Origin of the sequence: Gordonia sp. (in: high G+C Gram-positive bacteria), assembly GCF_012515855.1 — a bacterium.
In the GTDB taxonomy this organism is placed as follows: Bacteria; Actinomycetota; Actinomycetes; order Mycobacteriales; family Mycobacteriaceae; genus Gordonia.
On sequence record NZ_JAAYXO010000052.1, the window covers coordinates 1 to 14,448 of the forward strand.

General features: G+C 68.4%; 10 protein-coding genes, 1 tRNA gene, 1 other RNA gene and 2 pseudogenes. 8 read left to right on the plus strand and 6 right to left on the minus strand.

Going from position 1 to position 14,448, the window contains the following annotated elements; translation table 11 throughout:
- Together GX543_RS03325 and GX543_RS03330 are read right to left on the minus strand one after the other, a co-directional pair.
- Positions 1-418, minus strand: a pseudogene (locus GX543_RS03325) (AraC family transcriptional regulator); the annotation flags it as partial.
- On the minus strand, positions 391-783 hold the full coding sequence (locus GX543_RS03330; protein WP_290849776.1) for a VOC family protein: 393 nt from the start codon (positions 781-783) through the stop codon (positions 391-393). The gene GX543_RS03330 and the pseudogene GX543_RS03325, both read right to left, overlap by 28 nt.
- Positions 784-898: 115 nt before the next feature.
- On the opposite strand from GX543_RS03330, the gene GX543_RS03335 reads away from it, so the two are divergent.
- The 3 genes from GX543_RS03335 to poxB all read left to right on the plus strand — a co-directional run bounded on the left by GX543_RS03335 (position 899) and on the right by poxB (position 5,375).
- The gene (locus GX543_RS03335) at positions 899-1,987 is read left to right on the plus strand and encodes an HtaA domain-containing protein (protein WP_290849778.1); all 1,089 of its coding nucleotides are present in this window, start codon (positions 899-901) and stop codon (positions 1,985-1,987) included.
- 33 nt (positions 1,988-2,020) lie between these two features.
- A complete protein-coding gene (locus tag GX543_RS03340; protein WP_290849779.1) occupies positions 2,021-3,178 on the plus strand; it encodes an AI-2E family transporter in 1,158 nt (385 codons plus the stop codon).
- Between the two features lie 463 nt (positions 3,179-3,641).
- On the plus strand, positions 3,642-5,375 hold the full coding sequence (gene poxB / locus GX543_RS03345) for a ubiquinone-dependent pyruvate dehydrogenase (protein ID WP_290849780.1): 1,734 nt from the start codon (positions 3,642-3,644) through the stop codon (positions 5,373-5,375).
- A gap of 7 nt (positions 5,376-5,382) precedes the next feature.
- Here poxB and GX543_RS03350 read toward each other — a convergent pair whose 3' ends face one another.
- A complete protein-coding gene (locus GX543_RS03350) occupies positions 5,383-6,048 on the minus strand; it encodes a DNA alkylation repair protein (protein ID WP_290849782.1) in 666 nt (221 codons plus the stop codon).
- 242 nt (positions 6,049-6,290) lie between these two features.
- Positions 6,291-6,376, minus strand: a tRNA-Ser gene (locus GX543_RS03355).
- 75 nt (positions 6,377-6,451) lie between these two features.
- Here GX543_RS03355 and ffs point away from each other — a divergent pair.
- The 4 genes from ffs to GX543_RS03375 all read left to right on the plus strand — a co-directional run bounded on the left by ffs (position 6,452) and on the right by GX543_RS03375 (position 11,488).
- Positions 6,452-6,546: signal recognition particle sRNA small type (gene ffs / locus GX543_RS03360), an RNA gene on the plus strand.
- Between the two features lie 54 nt (positions 6,547-6,600).
- Positions 6,601-7,872 (plus strand): aminotransferase class I/II-fold pyridoxal phosphate-dependent enzyme, encoded by a 1,272-nt coding sequence (locus GX543_RS03365; RefSeq protein ID WP_290849783.1) that lies wholly within the window; start codon positions 6,601-6,603, stop codon positions 7,870-7,872.
- 10 nt (positions 7,873-7,882) lie between these two features.
- The gene (locus GX543_RS03370; protein ID WP_290849784.1) at positions 7,883-9,157 is read left to right on the plus strand and encodes a glycosyltransferase 87 family protein; all 1,275 of its coding nucleotides are present in this window, start codon (positions 7,883-7,885) and stop codon (positions 9,155-9,157) included.
- Positions 9,158-9,166: 9 nt separating this feature from the next.
- Positions 9,167-11,488, plus strand: coding sequence for a DNA polymerase III subunit gamma and tau (locus GX543_RS03375; protein WP_290849785.1), 2,322 nt, complete (start codon positions 9,167-9,169; stop codon positions 11,486-11,488).
- Positions 11,489-11,534: 46 nt separating this feature from the next.
- Here the strand turns inward: GX543_RS03375 and GX543_RS03380 are convergent, their stop codons facing one another.
- Positions 11,535-12,803: a class I SAM-dependent methyltransferase gene (locus tag GX543_RS03380; RefSeq protein WP_290849786.1), complete on the minus strand. Its 1,269-nt coding sequence runs from the start codon at positions 12,801-12,803 to the stop codon at positions 11,535-11,537.
- Positions 12,800-14,233: an FAD-binding oxidoreductase gene (locus tag GX543_RS03385; protein ID WP_290849787.1), complete on the minus strand. Its 1,434-nt coding sequence runs from the start codon at positions 14,231-14,233 to the stop codon at positions 12,800-12,802. Before GX543_RS03385 ends, GX543_RS03380 begins: the two co-directional genes overlap by 4 nt.
- Before the next feature lie 111 nt (positions 14,234-14,344).
- Here GX543_RS03385 and GX543_RS03390 point away from each other — a divergent pair.
- A pseudogene (locus GX543_RS03390) lies at positions 14,345-14,448 on the plus strand (SRPBCC family protein); the annotation flags it as partial.

The window sequence follows — 14,448 nt, forward strand, 5'->3', positions numbered from 1 at the left end:
CCAGTGCGCGGGCGCAGACCTCGGTGCGGCGTTCGGCCGGGACCTCCGCCAGCTGCTCGTGCAGTCGGCGCGCGAAGTCGGTGTCGATCTGCGACAGTTCGATCGCCTCGTCCGCCAGTTCCGCGAAGGGCAGGCCGAGGAGGGCGCGGACCGCGGCGGGGGAGAGGTCGAGTTGGACGCCGTGCTGGGTGCCGTCGTGGTGGATCGTCACCGGTCGTCGGTGCATGCCTGCGAGACAGCAGCGAAAGGTCGCGGTCCCGGGCGCGTTCTCCGTGCCGAGGACCAGGCCGCCGGCGAGATCGATCACCAGGGTCGCGGACGCCGACGGCAGTCCGAGGTGCTCGCCCGGGGCGGCGCCGTCGATGTCGTACGGGGTGATCGTGACGCCGGTCAACCGGCGTAGGTCCCGAAGCTCCATACGTTGCCCTCCGGATCGGCGATGGAGAACCCTCGGGATCCATAGTCCGCGTCTTCCATGTCGTGGACAAGGGTCGCCCCGAGCGCGGTGGCCTTCGCGAAGACCGCGTCGGGGTCGGTGACCACCACGTACAGGTTCCCGGACCCGACGGGGCGGTTGAAGGTGTCGTCGGCCTTGTTCGCGGAGTGGATCATCACCCGGCCGCCGTCGGGCCAGAGCATCTCGGAGTGGTGCACTTCCCCGACGCCGTCGCCTTCGACGAGGATGCCGGGGTCGAAGCCGAGCCGCTGGAGCCAGTCGCGCAGGGCGATCGGGTCGTCGGACGTGAGGCCGGGCCAGATGTTGGTGTCTGTTCGTGTATTCATGACTCCAGTCTCGGCGCGAGTGCGACCGCGGTCTTGAAGAAATCGGCACAAATGCGGGGGTGGGTGGGCCTTTGGTCCCGTTCGCCGCGAAAAGTCCATAGGTTAGGGTCGGCTTATGAACAAGCTGTCGCGGCTGATCGTCGCACTCGTCGCCGGTCTGATGGCCGTGGCCTTGACGGCAGTCGCGGTGGCACCCGCGACCGCCACCCCGTCGAAGCCCGCAATCGAGGTGTTTCTCGCCGACGGCGTGACCCCGGTCGGGACCACGCAACTGCATCCCGGCGACCAAGTGGTCGTCAAGGGCTCCGGCTTCGATCCGAACGCCAACACCTCGGGCCTCCCGGTTCCGGTGCCGCCCGGCGTGCCGCACGGCACCTTCGTGACCTTCGGCGCATTCGGCGAGAACTGGAAGCCGTCGAAGGGTGCGCCGGAGTCGTCGCGCACCACGGTCCGCGCGCAGACCGCGTGGGTGCTCTCGCGCGACGCCCTGAACGCCGTGCCGAATGTGCCGTTCGACCTGCGACGCACCATTCGGCAGCAGTGGGTGGAGCTCAGCCGGACCGGCGAGTTCACCGCCCGCATCACGCTCGCGACGCCGAAGGAGATCCCGGCCGGTGGTCGCTGGGGCATCTACAGCTTCGGCGCGGCGGACTCGGTCAACGCCGCCCAGGAACTGATGGTTCCGATCAACTACTCCACGGCCCCGGGCCCCAACACCCCGAAGCCCGCCCCCAAGAACCTGGTGTGGGCGTACTCGCCGACCTTCGCCTCGACGGTCCGCAGCAAGACCGACGGCGCCCTGTCGGGCAGCGACGGCGCCGCCGTCGACGAAGCCGGCCTGATGTCGTTCAAGCTTGCAGACAACACCGTCCGCAACGGTCGCGGCCATCTCCGTTATGCCGGGACCGTGACCGTGTGGACCAAGTTCCACCTGCTCGAGATCGCCCTCGCCGATCCGATCATCACCGTTGACGGCAACCGGGCCGTCCTCACCATGCGTACCTCGACCACCGATATGAACGGCGACGACGTGCTGCGGCGCGTGGCGATCGCCGACCTGACCCTCACCCCCGCGCAGGCCGCCCGGGTGGCGCGGGGCGAGGACGTCAGCGGCATCGCGGCCGCGTTCCGCAGCGGAATCACGCCGACGTCGCTGGCCGCGCTGTCGGTCGGCCCGGCGTCGCCGGTGGCCGTCAGGTTCTGATTCCGGCGACCCGCGCCGCGTAAGGTACCGCCTGTGAGTTCCGAATCGGGCGGTCGGCCCGGGTCGCCAGATTCCGGATGGGTCGACGACCAGGTGCATCCGGGCGTCCGCGTGGCCGCGGCCTGGACCTGGCGGCTGCTCATCATCGGTGCCGGGCTGCTGGTTCTGGGCAAGATCTTCCTGCGCTTCCAAGAAGTGTTCGTTCCGGTGGCGATCGCCATCCTGTTGGCGGCGCTCCTCGAACCCCTGGTCCGCTGGCTGGCCCGCCACCATGTGCCGAGGTCGGTCGGAGTCCTCACGGCTGTCGTGCTGACCCTGGCGGTCATCGCAGCGGGACTGTCGTTCGTCGTCCAACAGCTCATCTCGGGGATCCCCCGGATGTCGGGTGACGTCGCGAACTCCATCGCCAAGCTCCGCACGTGGCTGGAGGACGGTCCGTTCAACCTGGATTCGGCCAGCCTGCGCCAAGGCACCAACCAGGTCATCTCCTGGCTGCAGTCCCACGAGGCGACCATCGCGACCGGTGCCATCGACACCGCCACGGTGGTCACCAAGCTCGCGACCGCCGCGCTGCTGACGGTGTTCCTGCTGATCTTCTTCCTGTACGACGGACGCCGCATCTGGTCGTTCGTCACCCGACTGGTGCCTATCGCACACCGCGAGCACCTGCGCGGTGCGGGCGACGCCGGATTCCACACGCTGCAGTCGTACGTGCGCGCCACGGTCCTGGTGGCGCTGCTGGACGCCGTGGGCATCGGCATCGGCCTGGCGATCCTGCGGGTGCCGATGGTGCTGCCGCTGACCGCGTTGATCTTCCTCGGCGCCTTCATCCCGATCGTCGGGTCCGTCGCCGCCGGGTCGATCGCCGTGCTGATCGCGTTGGCGACCCAGGGATGGGTGACTGCGCTGTTGGTGGTGGTCGTGCTGATCGTGGTGATGCAGGTGGAGGGCCACGTACTGCAGCCGTTCCTGATGGGACGGTCGGTGAAACTGCACCCGGTCGCGGTGATCATCGTGATCGCCGCGGGCATCATGGTCGCGGGCATAGTAGGCGGACTGCTCGCGGTCCCCACCCTCGCCTTCGTCAACACCGCCGTCAGCTATCGGCGGCCGCCCGGTGACCCCATCGGCTCCGGTGAACTGGTCGATGAGCCGGTCGCACTGGATCCGGATCCGCCGCGTGCCGAGTGACTTCGATCTGTCGATGAGCGAGCTCCGCGCCGTCGCGGAGTACTCCGCGACGGCCGCTCGCGCCACCGGGCGGCCAAGAGCGCGGGCTCCGAGGCCGCCGCGTGTGCGGCGCATGCGGCGGGGGACGCCGCCGCAGCGGCCTACCTCCATCCGCTCGCGCAGGCCACTCAGGTCGGCCACATCCTGCGAGCCGGCGCGTACGCGGCGCTCGCATCGGCGCTCGACGCGAACGATCCGACGGTCGGCGACCGGTTCGTCGTCGCCGAGGCCCGGCGGATGCCCGCGACGGTCCGCTCCGTACTGGGTCGGTACCCGGCCGCGCCGACCGGACGCACGCGCGTCGCGCAGTTGATGACGATGCTCGACGAACAGGTGCGCGCGACTCGGTGAGTCGGCTTTGCCGGATGTTGGAATTCACTACCCTGGCGTACGTACCGAACGTCGCAGTCTCGGAGGAGAGTTCATGAGCTACACCGTCGCCGACCTGATCGTCGAGACCATCGCCGCCGCAGGGGTGGAGCGCATCTACGGGATCCCGGGCGACTCGCTCAACGGCTTCACTGACGCGCTGCGGACGTCGAAATCGCTGGCGTGGACTCACGTGCGGCACGAGGAGGGCGCCGCGTTCGCCGCGTCGGGTGAGGCCGCGATCACCGGGCGGCTCGCGGTGTGCGCGGGCAGCTGCGGACCGGGAAACCTGCACCTCATCAACGGGCTCTACGACGCTCATCGGTCGCGGGTGCCGGTGCTGGCCATCGCGGCGCAGATTCCCGCGGCGACCGTCGGCACCACCTACTTCCAGGAGACGCACCCCGAACAGATCTTCGCCGAGTGCAGCGACTACTGCGAGACCGTCACCACCGTCGAGCAACTGCCGCACCTGATCGACATCGCGATCCGCACGGCCGTCGAACAGCGTGGCGTCGCCGTGCTGGTGATTCCGGGTGAACTGTTCCTGACCCCGATCGATCGGCCCGAACGGGTCACGCGGATTCGTGCCGTGGACACCGTGATGTACCCCGCCGTCGAACCGATGCGCCTGGCAGCGCTCCGGCTCAACGAGTCCAAGCGGGTCACGATCCTCGCCGGCGCGGGCGTGGCGGGCGCGCACGACGAGCTGGTGGCGTTGGCCGCGGCGCTCAAGGCGCCGATCGTCCACGCGCTCCGCGGCAAGGAGCACGTGGAGTACGACAACCCGTACGACGTCGGTATGACCGGTCTCCTCGGCTTCTCGTCCGGATACCGCGCCATCGAGCACTGCGACACCCTGCTGATGATCGGCACCGACTTCCCGTACTCGCAGTTTCTGCCGTCGAAGGCCTTCGTCATTCAGCTCGACATCCGCGGGCGGCAGATCGGTCGTCGCTGTCGGGTCGACCTGCCGCTGGTCGGCGACGCCGCCGACACCATGCCGCGACTGACCGAACTGATCGACGGCGACCGCGACGGCGAGCACCTGGCCACCGCGCGCGAGCACTACCGCAAGACGCGCGAAGGGCTCGACGATCTCGCGGCGCCGTCCGCTGCGGGTGAGCCGATCCATCCGCAGTACCTCACCAAGCTGCTGTCCGATGCGGCGGACGACGACGCCGTCTTTGTGCCCGACGTCGGCTCACCGGTCGTGTGGGCGGCCCGCTACGTGAAGATGAACGGTCGTCGCAGGCTGATCGGTTCCTTCAACCACGGATCCATGGCCAACGCGGTCTCGCAGAGCGTCGGCATCTCGGCGGTCGCACCGCACCGGCAGGTCATCGCGCTCGCGGGCGACGGCGGGCTGGCGATGCTGCTCGGCGAACTGCTGACCCTGGTGCAGAACTCGCTGCCGGTGAAAGTGGTGGTCTACGACAACTCGTCGCTCAACTTCGTCGAGCTCGAGATGAAGGCCGCCGGATTCGTCACCTTCGGCACCGACCTCACGAATCCCGACTTCGCGGCCCTCGCCGAATCCGTCGGCATCTGGGGTCGCCGCGTCACCGACTCCGCAGATCTGCCCGCCGCGATCGACGCCTTCCTGTCGCACGACGGTCCGGCACTGCTCGACGTGACCACTGCCCGTCAGGAACTGTCGATCCCGCCTGCGATCTCGGTGGCGCAGGCCAAGGGCTTCGCGCTCTACGCGCTTCGGACGGTGATGTCCGGCCGCGGCGACGAACTCGTCGACCTCGCCGAGACGAACCTGCGCCGCCGCCTGTTCTGACCGGTCGCTACTCGGCGGCGCGCCGCACCATCTCCGCGATCCAGAGCGGCGCGTACGGCGACGTGCAGTTCGGCGGCGTCGGGTAGTCCTTGAGGACCTCCAGTCGTTCGCCGATGGCGACGGCGCGCTGCCGCAGGTCAGGGTGAGCGATGCCGATGTGCGCGAGGGTCTCGTTCATCGACCACTGCAGGCGGTCGGGGGCGTCGGCCATCTCCGTCTCGATGGTGTCCAACAGCGCGGGCAGATCGAGGCCGTCGGGGTCCTTGGCGACCCGCACGCTGGTGAGCTGCCAGCCGGCGCTGGCGACCACCGGATCGGCGTCGGCCATCCACCGCACGCGGAGTTCCTCGGCGTGCGGACTCTTCTTCACGATGTTGGCCAGCAGCCATCCGTGGACCTTGGGGGTCCGCGCCTCCCGCAGCATCGCGTCGAGGTCGTCGGCCGAGTACGCCCGCGGCCGACTGATCAGGATCGCCAGCAGGCGCGCCGCGGTGTCGCCCGTCGCCCACAGCTCCCGCGCCAGGTCCGGCTGCGTCTTCAGCCGTTTCGCGACCGCCCGCAGCTTGGTCAGATTGACGCCGTGGTCGTCGCCGTGGCGCTCGTTGACCGCGCGGATCTTGGGATCGTCGAGGGCCGCGAGCTCGGCGAGGAGGTCGGGGAGGGTGTCGGTCATGGGGTGAGGGTACTTGTCGGGGCTGACGTCGTGCTTGTGCCGTTGATCGTTACCCGGAGCGGGTAACGATCAACGGTGGAAGGGGGTTGGGGCTCGGTGTTGCGATCGGGGTGCTTCGTTGGGTGGGTGCGTCGCGTTCGGATAGGGAACCGTCGCTTCGCTCCTCCCGAATCGGCTAGCGTCCGCAAATGGAAACATCCCCCTGCGCCTCGTTTCGAGGGGCAAGGGGATGTTTCCATTTGCGGAGGATAGGGGATTCGAACCCCTGAGGGCTGTTAACCCAACCCGCGTTCCAGGCGAGCGCCATAGGCCACTAGGCGAATCCTCCAGGCAGGAATGATCGTAACGGGTGCGATGCGTGGATCCCAAAACGACGATCCAAGATCGACCCGCTACACTGTTAATCGGATCCCGCGCGGCGTGCATCCTGTGAACTCCCCCAGGGCCGGAAGGCAGCAAGGGTCAACGGGCTCTCTCGGGTGCGCGGGGTCCTCTTATTTTTGAGGCGCGTTAGAGCTACAGCCGCACATGTGACTGTGGGAGAGGTCCACGTTGAATTTTCACTCGATGAGTGTCGACGAACTCCGAACCACCCAGGAAGATCTGCGGACGCGCTACGCGACGCTGCAGGCCGCGGGTCTCAAGCTCGACCTCACACGCGGCAAACCCGCCCCGGATCAGCTCGACCTCTCGAACGAGATGCTGTCGCTGCCGGGCGAGGTCTACACCAGCCCCGACGGCACCGACTGCCGCAACTACGGCGGCGTCACCGGTCTTCCCGGGCTGCGCGAGATCTTCGGCGAACTCCTCGGCACCGGTGCCGAGCGCACCATCGCGCTCGGCAACGCCAGCCTGCAGGCCATGCACGACATCACCGTGCACTCGCTGCTCAGCGGCAACCCCGACTCCGACAAGCCGTGGTCGGCCGAACCGATCAAGTTCCTCTGCCCGGCCCCCGGCTACGACCGTCACTTCGGCATCACCGAGCGCTACGGCATCGAGATGATCACCGTCCCGATGAACCCCGACGGCCCCGACGTCGACGCCTGCGCGGCCCTGACCGCGGCCGACCCGTCGATCAAGGGCATGTGGCTGGTCCCGACGTACTCCAACCCGACCGGCTACTCGGTGTCCGACGAGGTCGCCCGCAAGCTCGTCGCGATGCCCGCCGCCGCCGACTTCCGCATCTACTGGGACAACGCCTACGCCGTGCACACCCTGGTCGACGAGGCCCCGGCGCCGCTGCCGATCCTCGACCTCGCGGCCGAGGCGGGCAACCCGGACCGCGTGTACGTCTTCGGCTCCACCAGCAAGATCACCTTCGCCGGAGCGGGCGTCGCGTTCTTCGCGTCGTCGAAGACCAACCTCGACTGGTTCGTCAAGAACACCGGCGTCTCGACCATCGGTCCCGACAAGCTGAACCAGCTGCGCCACCTGATGTTCCTGCGCGACGCCGACGGCGTCCGAGAGCTGATGGGCCGCCACCGCGCTCTCATCGCGCCGAAGTTCGCCAAGGTCCTCGAGATCCTCGAAGACCGCCTGGCCGACAGCAAGATCGCCTCGTGGACGCATCCCGAGGGCGGCTACTTCATCAGCCTCGACGTGGTCGACGGCGCCGCCGCGCGCACCATCGAACTCGCGAAGGACGCGGGCATCGCGCTGACCGCCGCCGGCTCCACCTACCCGTACAAGAAGGATCCGCGCGACGAGAACATCCGCCTCGCGCCGACCTTCCCGTCGATCGAGGAACTGGCTACCGCGATGGACGGCGTCGCCACGTGCGCGCTGCTCGCCGCGACCGAGGTGTTGCTGGACGCAGAGTAAGCATGCGTCCATGAAGCTCGAACGCTCGACTCCGGCAGTCGTCGGCTTTCTCGTCGCCGGCCTGTTGGCCATCTGGTTTCAGCACGTCCTGATCCCCTACACCGAGCCCTACTGGGGGCTGTTCGGGAACTTCCTCGACCTCGACGTGTACCGCGCGGGAGCGCAGGTAATGCTCGACGGCGGCGACCTCTACCAGGCCAAACTGCTCGGCCAGATGGATTTCACATACGCGCCGATCTCGGTGCTGCTGTTCGCGCCGTTCGCGTGGATGTCGGCCGGCTTCGCGCACCTGGTGTGGACCATCGGCATCTTCGTCGCGCTGTACCTCACGGTGATGCTCGGCTTCCGCAGCCTGGGGCACGACGCGACGTGGAAACTCCGGGTGATCGCCGGCTCGCTGGTGGCGCTCAGCGCCCTCCTGGAACCGGTGCGCGCGACCATCTGGTTCGGGCAGATCAACGTCTTCCTGATGCTCTTGATCGTCGCCGATCTGACCCGTCCGGAAGGCAGTCGCCTGCGCGGCGTCGGCGCGGGCATCGCCGCGGGTATCAAGCTGACCCCGCTCATCTTCGGGGCCTATCTGCTGGTCACGAGGCAGTGGAAGGCCGCGGCGAGCATGACGGCGGGCTTCGCCGGCTCGGTGGCGCTCGGGTTCGCGCTGATGCCGACGGCGTCGACGGCCTTCTGGTTCGGCACCATGTTCGACTCGGACCGGGTGTCGTCGCCGCAGACGGTGGGCAACCAGTCGATCCGCGGAGCCATCGCCAACTTCGCCGACACCGACTACCCGAGCACCGGCCTGTGGCTGGTGCTCTCGATCCTGCTGGTCCTGGTGGCGGGCGCCGCCGCAATTGCCGCGCACCGGCACGGGCAGGAACTGCTCGCACTCTCGATCGTCGGCATGACCTCGTGCGCGGTGTCGCCGGTGGCGTGGTCGCACCACTGGGTGTGGATGGTGCCGCTGCTGGTGGTGGTGATCCACCACGTCGCGGAGAAGCTGACCGGGTGGCGGCAGTGGTCGTTGGTCGCGCTCGCCATCGGCGGGTTCCTGGCCGCGACGGCCTGGCGGACGCACTTCGCGTTCCCCATGTGGTTCGCCAACCGCAGCGTGGAACAGGCCTACTTCACCGGGCTGTTCTTCAAACATCCGCCCTGGTTCGACTGGTTCACCACGCAGCCGTTCATCCCGATCCTGGTGGTCACCGTCGTCATCACCCTGGTGGTGTATCGGCGCCCCGGTCGTCTTGGGGTGAGCACCGGCACGGCCGTCGGAGGTCGCCGGTAGTCTTGCCCCGTGGCTCTCTATCGCACCTATCGTCCGGCAACCTTCGCCGAAGTCGTCGGCCAGGAGCACGTCACCGCGCCCCTGAGCCGAGCACTCGATACCGGCCGCATCAACCATGCCTATCTGTTCTCCGGGCCCCGCGGTTGCGGTAAGACGTCGTCGGCCCGCATCCTCGCGCGTTCGCTGAACTGCGTCGAGGGACCGACGTCGACGCCGTGCGGCACGTGCGCGTCGTGCGTGGCGCTCGGACCGGGTGGACCGGGCAACCTCGACGTTGTGGAACTCGACGCCGCGAGCCACGGCGGCGTCGACGACACCCGCGACCTCCGCGACCGCGCGTTCTACGCCCCGGCCGAGAGCCGCTACCGCGTCTTCATCATCGACGAGGCGCACATGGTCTCGTCGGCGGGCTTCAATGCGCTGCTCAAGATCGTCGAGGAGCCGCCGGAGCACCTCATCTTCATCTTCGCGACCACCGAGCCGGAGAAGGTGCTGACGACCATCAAGTCGCGTACCCACCACTATCCGTTCCGCCTGCTCGCGCCCACCGTGATGCGCGGTCTGCTCGAGAACATCTGCGCCAAGGAACGCGTGGTGGTCGCGCCCGAGGTGTACCCGCTGGTGATTCGTGCGGGCGGGGGCTCGCCGCGTGACAGCCTCAGCATCCTGGACCAGCTCCTGGCGGGCGCGGGCGACGAAGGCGTCACCTACGAGCGCGCGCTCTCGCTGCTCGGCGTCACCGACTCCGCTCTCATCGACGCGGCCGTCGCCGCCCTCGCGGCGGGCGACGGGTCCGGGCTGTTCGACGTGGTGGAGAAGGTGGTCGAAGCCGGCCACGATCCCCGCCGATTCGCGATAGACCTCCTCGATCGATTCCGCGACCTGATCCTGGTCCAGGCCGTTCCCGACGCTGCCGAGCGAGGACTCGTCGAAGCGCCCGAGGATCAGATCGCGAGCATGCACCAGGCCGCCTCGCAGCTGGGACCCGCCACCCTGACCCGGTACGCCGAGGTGGCGCACGCGGCGCTCGGCGAGATGCGCGGCACCACCTCGCCGCGACTCCTGCTGGAGGTGATGTGCGCGCGACTGCTGCTGCCGTCGGCCTCGTCCGACGACGCCGCCCTCCTGCAGCGTGTCGAGACTCTGGAACGACGCCCCGCGGGCAGTGGCGCTCCGGCCGCCGTCGGCGCGGCCCCGAGCGCGTCCGCACCGGCCGCACCAGCCCCGACCGCCGACGAACCCGCACCGCGGTTCGTCCGACCGTCGCAGCAGCGCAAGGCGGAGGAAGCCGCGGCGACCGCTCCGGCACCCGAGCCGGCCCCTGCTCCGGCGCCGACCCCCGAGCCGGAAGCACCTACCCCTGCGGTCCAGCCTCCCGCGCCTCAACCTCCCGTGCCCCAGACGCCCCCGGCTGCCCCGGTGCGCCCCGAGCCGCAGGTCGCCGAACCCGAGCCGGTGGTTCAGGAGCAGACAGCGCGCGAGCCGGTCATCACTCCGCCCGCCCCGGAACCCGCCGTCGCCCCGCCCGCCCCGGAGCCGGTGGCGCACCCGCCGGTCGTCTCCGACCCGCGGGCACCGGAGCCGCCTCGCCAGGAGCGCGAGCAACCGACGCGGCCGGTCGCCGACCGTCGGCCCCTGCGCGACGACGAGATCCCGCCGGCTGAGCCGCCGATGGATGACGACTATCTGCCGCCGCCGGACGACGGCTACTCGCGGCCCGCGGCCAAGCCGGCACCGGCGCCCGCGCCGGAACCGGAACCGGAGGAGCCGACCGGCCTCACCGTCGATGCGGTGTCTGCGCGCTGGCCCGACATCCGCGCCGCGGTTCGCAAGCAGAGCTCGGTCCTCGAGGCCATGCTGTCCGCGGCCTTCGTGCATCAGGTGGAGGGCAGCGAGGTGGTGCTCGGCCACCCGCACACGGCGCTGGTCGGGCGACTCGCCGACGACCGTGGCCTGCGGGCGCTGACCGCGGCCGTCGTGGAGGTGTTCGGCTCCGGTTTCACCGTCGGCGTGGTCCACGCGCAGCCCGGGTCGGCGCCCGCGCCGTCGGGCACGCCTGCGCCGAAGCAGGCGGCGCCGCGCAAGCAGACTTTCACTCGGCCCAGTCGCCCTCGGGACTCGCAGGGGTCGGCGTCGTCGGAGCAGCCGCCCGAGCCAGAGGAGCCTGCCGAACCGGCGCCGCCGCCGGTCCCCGACGAGGAACTCACCGACGCCGAGCGTGACGAGATGGTGGCGCAGGCGCAGTCGGGTTCGCCCGACAACCGCCTGGACCCCGATCAGGTGGCGCTGGATCTACTGAAATCCGAGCTGGGCGCCCGTCCGGTCGAGTAGCGCCCAGGCCGTACCGTCCACCCGAGGAGAAACGCAGCGCATCCGGCTACGGCTCCCACCACGGTCGCAGCGGCAGGTTGGTGGTGGCGTCGAGCTGCAGTTTGGTGGCCAGCACATGGTGGAGCTGCACCATGTTCCGTTCGAAGCCGATGCGACAACCCGCCATGTATAGGCCCCACAGGCGCGCGGTGCCCTCGCCGACCTCGGCGACGGCCTCGTCCCAGTTCGCGACCAGATTCGCATTCCAGTCGCGCAGTGTCATCGCGTAGTGGTGGCGGAAGTTCTCCTCGTGCAGCACTTCGAGGCGTGAGGTGTTCTGCATCTTCGCGATGATGGTGCCCGAACCGGTGAGCTCACCGTCGGGGAACACGTACCGGTCGATGAACGGCCCGGCCTTGGTGCGGGTCCGATTGTCGGGCCGGGTGATCGAGTGGTTGAGGATCAGGCCGCCCGGCTTGATCCTCTCCTGCATGAACCCGAAGTACTTGGGGTAGTTCGCGACGCCGATGTGTTCGGTGAGTCCGATGGACGAGATGGCGTCGAAGTTCGATTCTGCGACGTCGCGGTAGTCGCTGAACCGGACCTCCGCGAACTCCGACAGCCCCTGTTCGACGATGGCCTGCTGAGCCCAGGCGGCCTGCTCGCTGGACAGGGTCACGCCTAATGCATGCACGCCGCGGCGCGCCGCGTAGCGAACCATGCCGCCCCAGCCGCAGCCGATGTCGAGCAGGCGGTCGCCGGGCTTGAGCTTCAGCTTGTCGAAGATGAGGCGATACTTGTTCTCCTGCGCTTCCTCCAGCGTCGCGTCGGAATTCGGGTAGACGGCGCACGTGTAGGTCATCGATTCGCCGAGAACCAGTTCGTAGAAGCGATTCGAGACGTCGTAGTGGTAGTGGATCGCTTCAGCGTCGCGTTCGCGGCTGTGCCGTAATCCTTCGGCGAAGCGGCGCCAGCGCGGCAGGCTCTCCTGCGGCGGCGGCGGGATCAGCTTGAAGTGCTCCATGCCGATGTCCCGCATCACCCGCGCCAGTGCCAGCGGGCCCGGTTTGCGGAACTTGAGGTCCCCGGCCAGGGCCTGCAGGGCGCCGTAGGGGTCGCCGGGGTGTGCGCCGATGAGCTCCACATCGCCTGCGACGTACGCGCGGGCCAGGCCGAGGTCGCCCGGGGCCGTCACCATGTACGTGGTTCCGCGCGGGGTCTTCAGGTTGAGGCCGAACTCGGCGTTCTCCGGTCCCGCCGAACTGCCGTCGTACGCGGTGATACGTATCGCAAGGTCGGGGCCGACGAGGCTCTCGAAGATCTGTGCCAGTTTCATGCTCGCTTGACGGCTTTCTCGTAGAGGTCGAGCAGGCGGCGCGTGGGATCGTAGCGTCGTCGCAGGGCATCGTATGTTTCGCCACCGTACAGGGCGTCGAATTCTTCTGGGGGATAAAAGGATTCGGAGTAAAGAGACTTGTGTCCACCGAGCTCGCTGACCTTGCGCTCGATCACTCTGTTGGTGTGTCCGGGCTTTCCCGGGGTCACCGGAACGCCCGACCAGAAGCCGACGTTCACGTAGAACTTGCCTCGTTCGAGCGGGTAGAGAGTCCACGGCCGGACGGCGGCGGCCGCCTCGGGAGTCGGTGCGCCCACCTCGATCGGCGACGGTTCCGCGAGCTTCAACGGGCACACCCAGAGCGGCTCGATCGGGATCTCGGCGAGGAACCAGTCGACGAAGTCGGCGGTGGCGTCGATCGGGACCTCGATGTCCTGCACCACGCGCTCGGTGGGCGGGAGTCCCTTGCGTGCGTTGAGTTTGTCGCCGATGTCCCAGCGCTGGTCGTAGCCGATCAGCTTCCAGTAGAAGCTGCTGCGCAGGTAGCGCGCAGGCCAGAATCGGCGGATGCGCGGGTTCTGCGCGCCGAACGCGCGCGAGCACCAGAACCAGTCGGTGTCCCAGCGCCATAGATAGTCGCTGATGGTGAGGCGATCCCGCTTGGGCTCGGCGCCGTCGTGCTGGATGGAGCGGTAGTAGATGTTCGCGTCGGTGTAGTCGCTCACCGGCCCGGGCTCGTCGGTCTGTCTGCCGAGCACCACGTACGCCTCGTCGGCGGTGAACACCACGCCGTCGAGGTAGTCGACGCGTTCGCCGCGATAGTCGCGGTCCTCGGCGATCTGCGCCATCAGATCCTGGAGTTCGCGCGTGCTGTGGACACGAATGTGACGAAGCTCGACGTACGGCGGGACCCTTTCGAGCTTGATCTTGAGACGTACCGAGTAGCCGAGCGTCCCGTAGGAGTTGGGGAACCCGAAGAACAGGTCACGGTGCTCGTTGTCCGGACGTGCCACCACCAGTTCGCCGTTGCCGGTGAGGATCTCCATCTCCAGCACCGACTCGTGCGGCAGACCGTTGCGGAACGAGGTGCTCTCGATCCCGAGGCCGGTCACGGCCCCGCCGAGCGTGATGGTCTTCAACTGCGGGACCACCAGCGGAACGAGACCGTGGCGAAGGGTGGTCGCCACCAGTTCTTCGTAGGTGCACATGCCTGCGACTTGCGCGGTCTGCTCGTGGGGATCGACCGAGATCACCCGGTGCAGTTCGGAGACGTCGAGTCCGGGAGCGGAGGTCTCGGCACGTTTGCGGAACAAATTCGAGGTCTTCTTCGCCAGGCGGACGTTGGCTCCGTCGGGTATGGAGCGGTAGCTCTCGAGCAACTTGCGTCTGCCGCGATCGAATGCGAGGTCGCCGTACTCGGATGCGTTCAAAGCCACATTCCCACCGTAGCCTCAGGCCAGTACCGTGGGGGTCGACTTTCTGCCTCGAAGGCAATCGCAGTTCGGCGCTCGGGTGCCGACAACCCAAAGGAGCCACCACAAGTGGGACAGGTAACAGCCACCGCGAGCATCGCCATCAATGCAGCCCCGGAAACGGTCAGCGCGGCTCTCGCCGACTACGCGACGGTGCGTCCGGCGATCCTCCC